This is a genomic window from Streptomyces sp. RFCAC02 (genome assembly GCF_004193175.1).
GTDB lineage: Bacteria > Actinomycetota > Actinomycetes > Streptomycetales > Streptomycetaceae > Streptomyces.
On record NZ_SAUH01000001.1, the window covers coordinates 4,069,598 to 4,083,659 of the forward strand.

Sequence of the window (14,062 nt, forward strand, 5' to 3'; positions counted from 1 at the left end):
CACGTCCCATGCGTCCGGTCACGCACAGCAGTGTCCGCCGGACCTTGCGTGAGATCACCGTGGACGACGTGGACGCCCTGCACGCGATCCACGGCAGCGCGGAGGTGACGCGGCACCTGTCGTTCGAGTCGCGCACCCGTGACCAGGTGGGCGTCATCGTCGCCCGCGCCGTGGTCGCCGCCACCGTCCGGCCGAGGAGCGAGTACGCACTCGCCGTCACCGGGCGCGCGGACGGCCGGCTCATCGGGTTCGCCCGCCTGGCCACCGAACCGCAACGGGCGGCCACGGTCGGGTTCGCGCTCCACCCCGGTCACTGGGGCAGGGGTTACGGCACCGATGTCGTGCGGGCGCTGCTCGTCCTCGGGTTCGACGGCCTCGGGACGCACCGGGTGTGGGCGGCCCGCTCCCCGACAACGCGGCGTCGCGCGCGGTCCTGCTCCGCGTGGGCATGGCGGAGGAGGACCGCATCCGCGACCACGTGCAAGTACGCGGCGCCTGGCGCGACTCGATCGTCCACGCCGTGCTGGAACACGAGCACAGAGCGGGCCGGGACCCCCTCGCCGGGTGATCGCAGCCGTCCTGCCGGAAGGCGCTGATCAGCGGGTGCGACGCGGGCGACGTGCCCGCCCTCCGTCGGCCGGGCGCCAGGGAGCGTCCGGCGAGGAGAAGGAGACGACGCGGTCGGCCTGTGCCCTCATCTCCTCGTGGGACTCCACGGCGGTGCGCCGGTACATCGTGTCGTACGCCCCCGTGACCACCTGGAACGCGGCGCGTGCTGTTCCCCGACGGGCGAGCCGCGCGAGGCATCCGAGGACGGCCAGCAGGCATCCGCCGATCACGGCGAGCGGAATCACCTCTTCCGGGGGAGGTCTCCTCCGGTGCGGTGTCCGGCACAGGGGGCTGCGGATGCGCACGGCCCCGGCGTCGAGATCCGCGTGGACGGGCGGTTCCCCGGCCGTCCGGGACTCGCGCACCGGGACAGCCTGTCGCCCTTTCGCCAGCGGATCCCACTCCGGTTCCTCGCAGAAGGTGCGCCAGTGACAGGGCTCCACCCGGTCACCTGCGCGAGCCGGACGACCCCCCGTACGGCGCCGTCCTCCGTCCGGGCCGGTCACCGGGTGGGACGAACGGTGCCGGCGGCGGCCGGCACTGTCCGTTCATCGGGGTTCGGTGTTGCCCATCGGCAGCGGGCTGTCATGCCCGCACTCGGCACACCGGCCACGCTCCGGCTGCGCCTCGCTCAATCGATACCGGGAGCGCCGGAAGTCGTAACTCCCTTGCCCGCTCCCCAGAAATCATGGGTGACTCACCGCCATGAGACATCGATACACCTTCCGGGCGGTGGACGCGGGCGACGGCAGTGACGGCCGGTGGGCGCAGGCCGCGCTGGCCGTCTGGGACAAGACCATGAGCTGGTTCGGCGGTGAGCGGTCGCCCGAGGAGGCGGCGCACGCCCGGCAGTTGTTCGACAGCCACCTCCCCGAGCTCGTCCCCGTCCGTGACCAGCTCGCCGCCCGGCTCGCCGGCGCCGGGGCGCCGGTGGCGGAGGTCGGGGCCGCCATGACCCAGACCGTGTTCCGGCCGCTGTTCTCCGGCTGCACCCAGTCGGCGACCGGCGGCGCACTCGTGCGCAACTACGACTTCCACCCCGACGTCTGCGAGGGCACCGTCGTCCGCTCCCACTTCCTGCGGCCCGTCCTCGGCACACAGGACAGCGGCTGGGGGCTGCTGGACGGCGTGAACGACGCCGGTCTCGCGGTGTCCCTCACCTTCGGCGGCCGGCCGGCGTTCCGGCCGGGCCTGTCGATCGTCATCATCGTGCGCTACCTGCTGGAGACGTGCGACACGGTCGGCCAGGCGCTCGGTACGCTCGGCTCCCTGCCGTTCGCGACCGCCCACAACCTGACGCTCGTCGACCGCACGGGGGCGGCGGCGACCGTCCACACCGGCCCGGACATCGGGGTGGTCCGCACCTCCGACGGCTGCGCGGCCAACCATCAGCACACGCCGGTACCGGCCGAGCAGGAACGCGTCACCCGTACCGGGGAACGGCTCGCGGCCATCCGTGCGGCGGCGGAGGCGGGAGCTCCCGATGCCGTCGTCGCCGCCCTGCTGCGCCCACCGCTGTACAGCACCGCGTACGAGGACCACCTCGGCACCCTCTACACGGCCGACTACCGGCCCGCCGAAGGAAGCGTGACCTATCACTGGCCCGGTGAGTCCGCATGGCGGCAGTCGCTGGACTCGTTCCGCCCGGGGGAGCGCACGGTGACGCTCGGCGGGTGAGAAGGGCGCCCGGTCCGGCGGCGGTGGGACGGCACCGGACCGGGGGATCATGGCGGGGAGGACGATCGTCGTGCGAAGGAGCGGAAACACATGGGCAGGGAGCGGGAACACGGCTACGACGTCACCGTCCGCTGGACGGGCGCCGCGGAGGGCGGGACGACTGCCTACCGGGCGTACAGCCGCGACACCGAGACAGTGGCCGAGGGCAAGCCGGGGCCGCTCCCCGGCAGCGCGGACCCCGCGTTCCTCGGTGACGCCGGGCGCTGGAACCCGGAGGAACTCCTCGTCGCCTCCCTCTCCCAGTGCCACATGCTCAGCTATCTGGCGTTGTGCGCGATGCGCAAGATCGTCGTCACGGCCTACGAGGACGTGGCGCACGGCACGATGGCGGAGTCGGCGGGCAGCGGCCGGTTCACCGAGGTCGTGCTGAACCCGGTCGTGACGGTCGCGGACGCCGGCATGGCGGAGACGGCGGCCGAACTGCACGACGCGGCGCACCGTTCCTGCTTCATCGCCAACTCCGTCTCCTTCCCGGTCCGTCACCGGCCGACCATCAGGACGGCTGCGGCCTGACGCCCCGCGCCGGGCGTTCGCCGGCTCCGGGTGCAACGTTCCACCCGCTGCCGTCCCACCTGCGTGGCCGTGCCACGCAGGTGGGACGGCAGGACCTCCGGTGTCGACCGCGTAGATGGTGTATCGATATCCGTGCCGGGGAGCGGCGCCGCGCCCGCCTCACGGGGGAGACCGGTGCGGTGAGTACAACGATGTACCTGCCCCGGGCGCCGTCGATCCTCGTGGCCGGAGACGACCGTCGAGAGGTGGACGCGTCCGGGCCGGGCGTCGGGACCCGTTGAGAGAATATGTAGGTCGGTCTACTCTTCAGCCATGGGACGGAAAGGTACCGAGACGCGGGAGCGACTGCTGGACGCGACGCAGGAGTTGGTCGAGACCGGGGGCTACTCCGGCGCCGGGCTCAACCGGGTGATCGACGTCAGCGGCGCGCCTCGGGGATCGCTCTACTTCCACTTCCCGGGCGGGAAGGAGCAGTTGGTCGGCGAGTCCGTCCGGCGGGCGGGGCGGACGATCGGCGACGCCCTGGCCGGCCTCGCCGAGACCAGTCCGTCCGATGAGGCATTCGTCGACGGGATGCTGCGGTTCCTGGGCGACCGGCTGGAGGAGTCCGGCTGGCGCAGCGGATGCCCGGTGGCCACCGTGGCCCTGGAAACGGCCGCGACCAGCGATCCGCTCCGGGAGGCATGCTCGGAGGTCTACGCGTCGTGGGAGGAGGCGCTGCGCACGCGGCTCGCCGGGCGCCCGGACGCCGACGACCTCGCGATCACGATCCTGGCCCTGGTGGAAGGGGCGCTCCTGCTCGCCCGGACCCACCGCAGCAGGAGCCCGCTCGACAGCGTCGCCCGCCGGATCGGCGCGCTCCTCGGCTGACCGCGCCCACGTGGCGCCGGGCGGGTGTCCTCACGTCCAGAAAATATGTAGACCGATCTAAAAAGAGGTCCCATGAGTGCGATCGTTTTCGGCGCGACCGGTTTCATCGGCCGCTCCCTCGTCGCCGAACTGCTCGCCAGGGGCGAGCGGGTGACGGCGGCCGTCCGGAGCGACACCCTCACCCCGTGGCTGGCCTCCCGGCATCTCGACACCGACGGCCTGGAGATCGTCACCGCCGACATCACACGACGGCTCCCGCGGCTCCCCGAAGCCCGCGACGTCTACAACACGGCGGCCCGCTTCGCGTTCGGCCTGAGTGCTCAGGAGGCGCGGGCCGCCAACGTCACCGGCGCGCTCAACGTGCTCGAATGGGCCGCCACGCTGCCCGGACTGCGACGTCTCGTGCACATCAGCGGCTACCGGGTGAGCGCCGTCGGCGGCTCGCCCGACCACCGCCGGCTGGGGGCCTACGAGGCGTCGAAAGCGGAGGGCGACCTCGCCGTGCGCGCCCGTGCCCGCGAGCTGCGGGTCCCGCTGACCATCGTCAACCCGAGCACCGTCATCGGACCGGGCCAGTACCTCGGCCTTGCGTCCCTCGTCGACGACCTGTGGACGGGGCGGCTGCCCGCGCTTCCCGGCGGCAGCGACACGTTCGTGCCCGTCGTCACGATCGACCACCTCGTGCGGTTCCTGGCGGAGGTCCCCGCGGCGCCGGAGGGCGAGCACCACTGGGTCCTCGACGACGCCACTCCGCTCCTGCCCGAACTGATCCGTACGGTCGCCGACCACGCCGGCGTACGGGCGCCCCGGCGGACCGTCCCGGTCGGCCTGCTGCGTCGCCTGCCGCGCAGACTGACCGGTGCCGATCCCGAGACGCTGTCGTTCCTGTCGGCCGACCGCTACCCCACGGCTTCCGCCCGCGCCCTGGCCGAGAGCGCCGGTCTGAGGATGCCCCCGGCGGCGGAGGCCCTGCGCGCGTGGACCGACGATCTCGTGGCCGCGCGCTTCGGTACTGCGTCGCCCTGGCTCAGCCCGTACGGCTTCCACGCCGTCGCGGGCAGCCGCACCTGGGTGGCCGGGGAGCGGCGCGATCCCGCTCACGTCCTGTTGCACGGACTGCCCATGAACGCCGACCTCTGGGCGCCACTCGCCGAGCACCTACCGGGCGACGTCCTGGTCGCCGACCTGCCCGGCCTCGGGCGCTCGGCCCCCACCGACCAGCCGACGGACAGGTGGCTGGCCGATCTCCTGCGACCGGTACGGAGCCGTCCCGTGCTGGTCGCGCACTCGCTGGCCTGCGGACCCGCGCTGCGTTTCGCCACGGGGCACCCGGACCGTGTCAGCGGGCTCGTCCTCATCGCCCCGTCGTTCCTGCAGGCCCCCGGCCCGCGCCTGGCCCGTTCCCGTGCCGCCGTGCCGGTGCTGCGCCGGATGACCTCCGCCGGGCTGGCACGGAGACTCGGCGTCCCGGACGGGCCGGAGGTACGGAGCGCCGTGCTGGACCTGCGCCGTCGCGGGGTGTCGCGCCGTGTGGTCGCGGCCCTGCGGGCGGCCGTCGCCGATCGCGAGCGGCTCCGTGCGCTGCTCGGCCCGGTGGGCGTCCCGGTCCGGATCGTCACGGGCTCGGCCGATCCGCTGGCTGTCCCCGTGGACCGGCCGGTGGCCGAGATCGACGGCGCCGGGCACTACCCGCAGCTCACCCACCCCTCCGAAGTCGCCCGCCACGTCACCGCCCTTCCCGCCCGGATCGGACGGTGACCCCGGGGGCGCCCGGCGGAGGGGCCGCAGGGCGTCGCGCCGGAGCTCGGCCCGCTGCGCGGTGCCATCGAAATCGTTGTACCGCCGGTGAGCCGAGGGCGCGGAGCACCGTGACTCCCCGGTGACGGCGGGCCGACGCCCGTCCAGGTGCCATCGCCGCGCCGAGCCCGCCGACAACGTTGCACCCGTCCGCCGACAACGTTGTACCTGCGCGGTCTGCCTCGGCGGTGTCACCCGTGGTGGACGGTGTCCGTCCCGCCGCGCGCGGGGGAGGCTGTGCACCCGGGCCGGCGCCGCGCGCCACCTGCGTGACGTGGCCGTCGGCGGAGTGGACCACGCAGGGACGCCGGTCCCGGCGGTGGTGACCTGGTGCTGAGCCGCGGATCGGCCCTGTGCGGCCGGCGGCGTACTTCCAGGACGGGCAGGGACCCGGTGGCGGGGCGCGGGGCCGGCACCCGCGTACGTGCCGCGCTCGCGTCGGGGACGGTGCGGATGCCAGGGGAGCGGGCCCTGTACCGGGTGACTCGGCCCGCGGCTCCCGCGATCCTGTGCCGGGCAGCCGGGCCGACAACGTTGCACCTCCCCGTCGTAGAACGTTCCACCACCGTTACCGCCTGCGACCGTCCCCCGGGGCATCCAGCACAATCTGTAACGTTTTACCGCCGCCCCGCGTGATCCCGCCGCCGGTTCCCCGGGGTCTTCCCGCGGCGCGGCCGTCCCCGTGGCGGCGTACCCTGGGAACCCCCCGGTCGGTAGCCCTGCCGGGCTTTCGTGTTGTCCCCGACTCCTCGTCGTCGCCCTCCGGAAACGGAAAAACGCCCTCATGTCTCTCGCCGGCCTGCTCGCCGCCGCCCTGAAGGACCCGACCCTCGCCGAGGCCGTCGCAGCCGCGGACGAGGGGACGCGCCGCCATGTCGATCTGGTCGGCCCGCCCGCCGCGCGCCCCTTCGCCGTCGCCGGGCTCGCCCACGGCACCGGCCGCACCGTGCTGGCCGTCACCGCGACCGGGCGCGAGGCGGAGGACCTGGCGGCGGCCCTGCGCTCCCTGCTCCCCGCCGACAGCGTCGTCGAGTTCCCGTCCTGGGAGACCCTCCCGCACGAGCGCCTGTCCCCCCGCGCCGACACCGTGGGCCGCCGCCTCGCCGTGCTGCGCCGCCTCGCCCACCCACGGGCCGACGACCCCGGCGCCGGGCCCGTCTCGGTCGTCGTGGCCCCGATCCGCTCCGTCCTCCAGCCGCAGGTCAAGGGCCTGGGAGACCTCGTGCCCGTCGAACTGCGCACCGGGCAGACCGCCGACCTCCGCGAGGTCACCGAGGCCCTCGCGGCCGCCGCCTACACCCGGGTGGAGCTGGTCGAGAAGCGCGGGGAGTTCGCCGTGCGCGGCGGCATCCTCGACGTGTTCCCGCCCACCGAGGAGCACCCCCTGCGCGTCGAGTTCTGGGGCGACGACGTCGAGGAGATCCGCTACTTCAAGGTCGCCGACCAGCGCTCCCTCGAAGTCGCCGACACCGGCCTGTGGGCGCCCCCCTGCCGCGAACTGCTCCTCACCGACGACGTGCGCCGCCGCGCCGCCGACCTGGCCGCGCAGCACCCGAGCCTCGCCGACATCCTCGGCCGCGTCGCCGAGGGCATCGCCGTCGAGGGCATGGAGTCCCTCGCCCCCGTCCTCGTGGACGACATGGAGCTGCTGCTCGACGTCCTCCCGGCCCGCGCCATGACCGTCGTCCTGGACCCCGAGCGGGTCCGCACCCGTGCCGCCGACCTCGTCGCGACCAGCCAGGAGTTCCTCCAGGCGTCCTGGGCCGCCGCCGCGATGAGCGAGGACGGCGCGGCGCCCATCGACGTGGGCGCCGCATCGCTGCGCGGCCTCGCGGACGTACGGGAGCACGCCGCCGCCCTCGGCATGCCGTGGTGGTCCGTGTCCCCGTTCTCCCAGTCCGTGGCCGCCGGCCCGGACGACGAGACCGTGTACAACGATGCACCCGCCCACGTCCCGGCCGACGACGACGCGGACGACAGCATCCGCCTCGGCCTGCGCGCCGCGGAGAGCTACCGCGGCGACACCGCCCGCGCCCTCGCCGACACGAAGGGCTGGCTCGCGGACGGCTGGCGCGTCGTCTACCTCACCGAGGGCCAGGGTCCCGCCAGCCGCACCGTGGACATCCTCGGCGGCGAGAACATCGCCGCCCGCCTGGACCCGGAGCTGCCCGCCGACTTCCCCCCGTCCGTCGTCCACGTCTCCTGCGGCGCCGTGGAAAACGGTTTCCTGTCCCCGGCCCTCCGCCTCGCCGTCATCACCGAGACCGACCTCACCGGCCAGAAGGCCGCCGGCCGCGAGGGCGCCCGCATGCCGGCGCGCCGCCGCAAGACCCTCGACCCGCTCACCCTCGAAGCGGGCGACTACATCGTCCACGAGCAGCACGGCGTCGGCCGGTACATCGAGATGGTCCAGCGCACCGTCCAGGGCGCGACCCGCGAGTACCTGGTCGTCGAGTACGCCCCGGCGAAGCGCGGCCAGCCCGGCGACCGCCTGTTCGTGCCGACCGACCAGCTCGACCAGGTGACGAAGTACGTCGGCGGCGAGGCACCCTCCCTCCACCGTCTCGGCGGCGCCGACTGGACGAAGACCAAGGCCCGCGCCCGCAAGGCCGTCAAGGAGATCGCCGCCGACCTGATCAAGCTGTACTCCGCCCGCATGGCCGCGCCGGGACACGCCTTCGGCTCCGACACCCCGTGGCAGCGCGAGCTGGAGGACGCGTTCCCCTGGGCCGAGACCCCCGACCAGCTCACGACCATCGCCGAGGTCAAGGGCGACATGGAACGCTCCGTCCCCATGGACCGGCTGATCTGCGGCGACGTCGGCTACGGCAAGACGGAGATCGCCGTGCGCGCGGCCTTCAAGGCGGTGCAGGACGGCAAGCAGGTCGCCGTCCTCGTCCCGACGACGCTCCTCGTGCAGCAGCACTTCGGCACGTTCTCCGAGCGGTACGCCCAGTTCCCGGTGAACGTGCGGCCCCTGTCCCGCTTCCAGTCCGAGTCCGACGCCCGCGCCACGCTGGAGGGGCTGCGCGACGGGTCCGTCGACATCGTCATCGGCACCCACCGGCTGTTCTCCTCGGAGGTGAAGTTCAAGGACCTCGGCCTCGTCATCGTCGACGAGGAGCAGCGCTTCGGCGTCGAGCACAAGGAGCAGCTCAAGAAGCTCCGCGCCAACGTGGACGTCCTCACGATGTCCGCCACGCCCATCCCGCGCACGCTGGAGATGGCCGTCACCGGCATCCGTGAGATGTCCACGATCACGACCCCGCCGGAGGAGCGCCACCCCGTCCTGACGTTCGTCGGCCCGTACGAGGAACGCCAGATCGGCGCCGCCATCCGCCGTGAACTGCTGCGCGAGGGCCAGGTCTTCTACATCCACAACCGTGTCGAGTCCATCGACCGGGTCGCCGCGCGGCTGCGCCAGATCGTGCCCGAGGCGCGGATCGCGACCGCGCACGGGCAGATGAGCGAGTCGGCGCTGGAGCGCGTCGTGGTCGACTTCTGGGAGAAGAAGTCGGACGTGCTGGTGTCCACGACGATCGTCGAGTCCGGCATCGACATCTCGAACGCCAACACCCTCATCGTGGAGCGCGGCGACATGTTCGGGCTGTCGCAGCTCCACCAGTTGCGCGGCCGCGTCGGCCGGGGCCGGGAGCGCGGGTACGCGTACTTCCTCTACCCGCCGGAGAAGCCGCTCACCGAGACGGCGCACGAGCGGCTCGCCACCATCGCCCAGCACACCGAGATGGGCGCGGGCATGTACGTGGCGATGAAGGACCTGGAGATCCGCGGCGCGGGCAACCTCCTGGGCGGTGAGCAGTCCGGCCATATCGCGGGCGTCGGTTTCGACCTGTACGTCCGGATGGTCGGCGAGGCCGTCGCCGACTACCGCGCCGCCCTGGAGTCCGGCGAAGGCGGTGGTGAACCGGACGAGTCACTTCTCGAGGTGAAGATCGAACTCCCGGTGGACGCCCATGTCCCGCACGACTACGCCCCGGGCGAGCGGCTGCGCCTCCAGGCGTACCGGTCCATCGCCGCCGCCGACACGGAGGACGACATCCGCGCCGTCCGTGAGGAACTGACCGACCGCTACGGCCCGTTGCCCGAGGCCACGGAGAACCTGCTGCTCGTCGCCGGGCTCCGCATGCTGGCCCGTTCCTGCGGCGTCACCGACATCACGCTCCAGGGCAGCCGCATCCGCTTCTCCCCGGTGGACCTGCGCGAGTCCCAGGAACTGCGGCTGAACCGGGTCTACCCCGGGTCGGTCGTGAAGCGCGCGACGAACCAGGTCCTGGTCCCGCGGCCGACCACGGCACGCATCGGCGGCAAGCCGCTCACCGGCCGCGAACTCCTCGCCTGGACGGGCGAGTTCCTCACGACCATCCCCGGGAGCTGAGGGCCGTCCGGCCTGCGGAACGGGCCTGCTGCGCCATGGCCGTCCCCGGTAGTGTCGGCGGCGTCCGCGCGCACCGCCGGCCAGGAGGAGGACGACATGGACGCGGAGGCCCGTTCCGCCGGCGGAGGCAGTACGCGGGAGTGGCTGCGCGGCATCGAGGTCTTCACCGGGCCGCTCGCGGAGTTCGACCCCGACGGCGCCCCCGGTGAGCCCGTCGCGCTGTTCCTCGCGTGGCTGCGGGAGGCCGTGGGAGCCGGGGCGCCCGCGCCGCACGCCGCGACGCTGTCCACGGTCGGGGAGGACGGCATGCCGGACGCCAGGGTCCTCATCGTGAAGAACGTGGACGCCGGCGGCTGGCAGTTCGCGTCGCACGCCGACAGTCCGAAGGGCCGTCAGGTGGCGGGCCGCCCGGCCGCGGCCCTCACCTTCTTCTGGCCGCTCCTCGGCCGTCAGGTACGGGTGCGGGGCACGGTGTCGGCGGAGTCCGCGGCGGCGAGTGCCGCCGACCTGCTGGCGCGCTCGCCGTCCGCCCGCGCCGAGGCGCTGATCGGCCGCCAGAGCGACCGCCTGGCGAGCCGGGCGGAACACGACCGCGCGATCGGCCAGGCCCTCGCCAGGATCGAGTCCGACCCGGCCCTCGTCGCCCCCGCCTGGACGCTCTACACGCTCACACCGCTCGCGGTCGAGTTCTGGCAGGCGGACGACGGCCGCTCCCACACGCGGCTCCGTTACGAGCGCTCCGGCCCCGCCGCCGCGTGGGAGCGCCACCTGCTGTGGCCGTAGCCCCGGCGCGCCGCCGTCACGCCGTGCCGGTCACCCAGGCGCCGCACAGGCTCGTGTACGTGCCGTGGGCGTGCGTGAAGGGGCACACCCGGAATTTGATCTTGGTCCCCTCCGGCATGTGCAGCGTCCAGGTCTGCTTGCTCCCCTCGCCCGAGGTGACGGTGCCGGTGTACGGCCCCGGGTCGCTCATGTCGTAGCGGTAGTTCTGCACGATGACGCCGTAGCCGTCGTCGTTGCTGTCACTGAGCCGGAGCTGCTCCGTACCGTCGCCGACCTCGCTCTCGAAGTCAGCGTAGCCGCATACGTAGTAGGCGCCGGTGCTCGGCGACGAGGTGTTGCTCCAGGTGTGACCGCACGCGGCCCGTGCGTCGGAGGCGGCGGCGGCCGGAGTGGCGGTGGCGGCGACCACCGCGCACGTCACACCGAAGGGGACGGCGAGGCTTGCCAGACGTCGTTTCATCGATCTCTTCCCGGGGGGCGGGGGGTCCGCGCGTCGTGCGGGCTGGGCCGGACGCACGTGTGGATTCCCTTGAGCGAAGGACAGACAGGCGTTGCACGGAGTCGAGCGAAAAGGGGACGGGGGGCAGCGCGAAACGATCGATGCGCCGGTCGTCTCCGTGCGGGAACCGGAGTGAACCGTTCACCTGATGGGCAGGATTCTTGTGGCCCGTCAGCGAGTTGGCAAGTCCTCGCGTCATCTTCCCGGGCACTCGGAGATCCCGCGTCGCCGGCAAAGGGGGAACCGTGTTCGATCTGCCGTTCGGCAGGACCGGTCGCTTCTGGAAAGGCAATCTGCACACGCACACGGACCGCTCCGACGGCGCGCTGTCCCCGGAGGAGACCGTGCGCCACTACCGGGAGGCCGGGTACGACTTCCTGGCGGTCACCGACCACTTCCGCCGCGCCCACGGCTTCCCCCTGACGGACACCCGGCCCCTGCGAACAGCCGGATTCACCACCCTCATCGGTGCCGAACTGCACGCGCCACACACGGAGTTCTCCGCCGAGTGGCACATCGTCGCCGTCGGCCTGCCCCTCGGCTTCGCGCCGCCGGCACCGGACGAGACCGCGCCGTCGCTCGCACGCCGCGCCCGGGCCGCCGGCGCGTTCGTCGGCATGGCCCACCCGGCCGCCTCCCTGCTCACCGCCGCCGACGCCGAGACGCTGGACGCGGCCCACGCGGTCGAGGTCCACAACGCCCTCTCCGCCCGCGAGCACAGGGGCGACAGCTGGCACCTCGCAGACGTCCTCCTGGGCCGCGGCCACCGGCTCAGCGCCTACGCCGCCGACGACGCCCACTTCCAGCCCCACGACCCGCCGGCCTGCGCGGCATGGGTCCAGGTGCGCGCCGACACGCTCGCCCCCGACGCGATCCTGTCCTCGCTCAAGGCCGGCCACTACTACGCGAGCACCGGCCCCGAACTCCACGACGTGCGGGTCACCGACGGCGTCCTCACGGTCCGCTGCTCCCCGGCACGCACGATGCTGCTGACGGGCGGCGTGCCGGGGGCGCTCGTGACCGAGGGCGACGGCCTGACGGAGTGGACCGTCCCGCTCGGCCGGTTCGCCGCCGCCCACTGCCGTGTCACCGTCGAGGACGCCGCGGGCGGGCGGGCCTGGAGCAACCCGTTCACCCCGGACCGCGCCGCCGGCTGACCGCCGGCGCGGCCGGGATCAGGACGCGGAAGGGGCCAGGACCAGACCGTCGAGGATCCGGTTCCACAGGGTGCCGGGATGCCCCGTCGCCACCGCGTCCACCGCGGCGAACGCCGCCCGCAGCCGCCCGGCCGCCGCCTCCCTGGCGGCACGCGGCGTGCCCTCGTCGAAGGCGTCCCACTCGGCGAACAGGTCGGCCAGGAAGCGCGCCAGGCGGTCGACCCCGCCGTTGGCGACATCGGCGCACACCTCGCCCTGCGGCAGCGCCCACACGAGGCCCGTCGTCCCGTCGAGGAACAGCGTGTCACCGTGACAGAAGCCGAGGGCGACCCAGCTCGCGGCCGTCTCCGGCAGATCCGTCAGTGTGTCGAACTCCGGCTCGAACTCGTCCGCGTCCGGCAGTCCGCAGGTGAGCGCGTCCTCCGGCTCGTACAGGAACCCGGAAACCACTGGCAGCCCCACCCCGGTCAGGAACCGGCGCGCCCCCTCGTGCGTCACGGCTCCGCTGAGCCGCCCCGGCGGGACGACGGCCAGCCGCCCCGGTGTGAACGCCGCCTCGAGACCGCGCCGTTCGATCGCGAAATCCACGGAGACCCCCTCCTCATGAACCGCCGCCGTGCGGACGGGGGAGGAACACAACAGCCGGACCCCGCCCCGGATTCGGCCGACCGACCCGCGCATCCCCCCGGCGCACGCCCCCTGTTCCCCCCGAAGACCACTGTAGGGAGCCGGTCACGAACCCTCCAGACACCCGGAAGGCCGCCCCCACGCCTGTGACAGCCCTGTGACGGGCGCCGCCCACCGGTCAGACCACCGGGTCGAGCCACGGTTGTGGTGGGTCGTAGCCGCAGGTGCAGTGCCGCGGGCCGGTCCGGGTGGCCGGTGCCGTGGCCGTGCAGGCGCGCGGCAGGTGACGGCGGTGGCCGCACGAGGAGCACGGCCATGTCTCCGGTCCGCCCGCGTCCTCCGGCCGCAGTACGAACTCCCGGCACGCGCACGGCCGGGGCGCCCTGCCCGCCGCACGGTCGCCGCCCGTCGTCCCCCGGCAGCGGCCGTCGACCGTGACCAGCCGGTCGTGGTCCGCCCGCGAGTGCCCGCAGTCCCGGCACGCCTGGCTCACCCAGGCCGCTCCACCCGTCACCGGCCGCTCCCTCCCCGCGTCCCGGTACGCCCGTCCAGTGGTCAGGACTCTCCGTCGGGGGTGCGCGGTTCCAGGCGGACGAAGGGGATCGAACGGCCGACCCGCCGGAACTCGTCCGGACTGCCGTCCGCGAGGCGGAAGCCCATGAACGCGCTCAGCCGCCGCGCGAGCCGCGGGTTGCGCGCCGCGTACCCCGCCATCAGTTCGGCGCCCTCGTCCGGCGGCAGGAAACGCGCGACGACGTCGTGCCGCCGGGCGCCGACCTGGATCGTGACACGGGGCGTGGCGCGCAGGTTCCGGTACCAGGCGGCCCGTGGGCCGAAGCCGGAGGCCACCGTCCACGAGGGGCCGTGCGGTACGTCCCGCGCGACCACCTCGATCACGACCTGCCGCGTGCGCCCCGACTTCCGGCCGACGTGTTCCAGCAGCAGGAGGCGCCGGCCGAGCAGCCACCCGAGCCGTGCGCGGTAGAGCCGGATCGGCAGCCGGAACAGGAACCGGCGCCATCCGGTGGGCAGTTCGGGACGGGTGGACTCGGGATTCTCCGGAGCGGTCACGAC

13 protein-coding genes are annotated in these 14,062 nt (G+C 73.6%); 8 read left to right on the forward strand and 5 right to left on the reverse strand.

Features of this window, described 5'->3' with window-relative positions; translation table 11 throughout:
• Nucleotides 1-8 precede the first annotated feature (8 nt).
• Nucleotides 9-596, forward strand: coding sequence for a GNAT family N-acetyltransferase (locus tag EMA09_RS18925; RefSeq protein WP_346655841.1), 588 nt, complete (start codon nt 9-11; stop codon nt 594-596).
• On the opposite strand, the gene EMA09_RS18930 is transcribed toward EMA09_RS18925, so the two are convergent.
• The gene (locus EMA09_RS18930; protein ID WP_129842198.1) at nt 597-974 is read right to left on the reverse strand and encodes a hypothetical protein; all 378 of its coding nucleotides are present in this window, start codon (nt 972-974) and stop codon (nt 597-599) included.
• A 340-nt stretch (nt 975-1,314) separates the two neighbouring features.
• On the opposite strand from EMA09_RS18930, the gene EMA09_RS18935 reads away from it, so the two are divergent.
• The 6 genes from EMA09_RS18935 (at nt 1,315) to EMA09_RS18960 (ending at nt 10,705) form a co-directional block, all read left to right on the forward strand.
• Nucleotides 1,315-2,286, forward strand: coding sequence for a C45 family peptidase (locus EMA09_RS18935; RefSeq protein WP_129842199.1), 972 nt, complete (start codon nt 1,315-1,317; stop codon nt 2,284-2,286).
• A gap of 90 nt (nt 2,287-2,376) precedes the next feature.
• Nucleotides 2,377-2,859: an OsmC family protein gene (locus EMA09_RS18940; RefSeq protein WP_129842200.1), complete on the forward strand. Its 483-nt coding sequence runs from the start codon at nt 2,377-2,379 to the stop codon at nt 2,857-2,859.
• A gap of 312 nt (nt 2,860-3,171) precedes the next feature.
• A complete protein-coding gene (locus EMA09_RS18945) occupies nt 3,172-3,729 on the forward strand; it encodes a TetR/AcrR family transcriptional regulator (RefSeq protein ID WP_129842201.1) in 558 nt (185 codons plus the stop codon).
• 72 nt (nt 3,730-3,801) lie between these two features.
• Nucleotides 3,802-5,487: an alpha/beta fold hydrolase gene (locus EMA09_RS18950; protein ID WP_129842202.1), complete on the forward strand. Its 1,686-nt coding sequence runs from the start codon at nt 3,802-3,804 to the stop codon at nt 5,485-5,487.
• Between the two features lie 823 nt (nt 5,488-6,310).
• A complete protein-coding gene (gene mfd / locus EMA09_RS18955; RefSeq protein WP_129842203.1) occupies nt 6,311-9,922 on the forward strand; it encodes a transcription-repair coupling factor in 3,612 nt (1,203 codons plus the stop codon).
• Between the two features lie 96 nt (nt 9,923-10,018).
• Nucleotides 10,019-10,705 (forward strand): pyridoxal 5'-phosphate synthase, encoded by a 687-nt coding sequence (locus EMA09_RS18960; protein ID WP_129842204.1) that lies wholly within the window; start codon nt 10,019-10,021, stop codon nt 10,703-10,705.
• A 16-nt stretch (nt 10,706-10,721) separates the two neighbouring features.
• Here EMA09_RS18960 and EMA09_RS18965 read toward each other — a convergent pair whose 3' ends face one another.
• Nucleotides 10,722-11,165, reverse strand: coding sequence for a hypothetical protein (locus tag EMA09_RS18965; protein ID WP_129842205.1), 444 nt, complete (start codon nt 11,163-11,165; stop codon nt 10,722-10,724).
• 284 nt (nt 11,166-11,449) lie between these two features.
• Between EMA09_RS18965 and EMA09_RS18970 the strand changes: the two genes are divergently transcribed.
• The gene (locus EMA09_RS18970) at nt 11,450-12,361 is read left to right on the forward strand and encodes a CehA/McbA family metallohydrolase (RefSeq protein WP_129842206.1); all 912 of its coding nucleotides are present in this window, start codon (nt 11,450-11,452) and stop codon (nt 12,359-12,361) included.
• 18 nt (nt 12,362-12,379) lie between these two features.
• Here the strand turns inward: EMA09_RS18970 and EMA09_RS18975 are convergent, their stop codons facing one another.
• The 3 genes from EMA09_RS18975 to EMA09_RS18985 all read right to left on the reverse strand — a co-directional run bounded on the left by EMA09_RS18975 (nt 12,380) and on the right by EMA09_RS18985 (nt 14,059).
• Nucleotides 12,380-12,949, reverse strand: coding sequence for an SUKH-4 family immunity protein (locus tag EMA09_RS18975; RefSeq protein ID WP_168220767.1), 570 nt, complete (start codon nt 12,947-12,949; stop codon nt 12,380-12,382).
• 217 nt (nt 12,950-13,166) lie between these two features.
• Nucleotides 13,167-13,502 (reverse strand): hypothetical protein, encoded by a 336-nt coding sequence (locus tag EMA09_RS18980; RefSeq protein ID WP_129842208.1) that lies wholly within the window; start codon nt 13,500-13,502, stop codon nt 13,167-13,169.
• Nucleotides 13,503-13,543: 41 nt separating this feature from the next.
• Nucleotides 13,544-14,059: a nitroreductase family deazaflavin-dependent oxidoreductase gene (locus EMA09_RS18985; RefSeq protein ID WP_129842209.1), complete on the reverse strand. Its 516-nt coding sequence runs from the start codon at nt 14,057-14,059 to the stop codon at nt 13,544-13,546.
• Nucleotides 14,060-14,062 lie beyond the last annotated feature (3 nt).

Coding starts and splice junctions, on each gene's coding strand:
- EMA09_RS18925 (WP_346655841.1), top strand. CDS start 9: ATGCGTCCGGTCACGCACAGCAGTGTCCGCCGGACCTTGCGTGAGATC.
- EMA09_RS18935 (WP_129842199.1), top strand. CDS start 1,315: ATGAGACATCGATACACCTTCCGGGCGGTGGACGCGGGCGACGGCAGT.
- EMA09_RS18940 (WP_129842200.1), top strand. CDS start 2,377: ATGGGCAGGGAGCGGGAACACGGCTACGACGTCACCGTCCGCTGGACG.
- EMA09_RS18945 (WP_129842201.1), top strand. CDS start 3,172: ATGGGACGGAAAGGTACCGAGACGCGGGAGCGACTGCTGGACGCGACG.
- EMA09_RS18950 (WP_129842202.1), top strand. CDS start 3,802: ATGAGTGCGATCGTTTTCGGCGCGACCGGTTTCATCGGCCGCTCCCTC.
- mfd (WP_129842203.1), top strand. CDS start 6,311: ATGTCTCTCGCCGGCCTGCTCGCCGCCGCCCTGAAGGACCCGACCCTC.
- EMA09_RS18960 (WP_129842204.1), top strand. CDS start 10,019: ATGGACGCGGAGGCCCGTTCCGCCGGCGGAGGCAGTACGCGGGAGTGG.
- EMA09_RS18965 (WP_129842205.1), bottom strand. CDS start 11,165: ATGAAACGACGTCTGGCAAGCCTCGCCGTCCCCTTCGGTGTGACGTGC.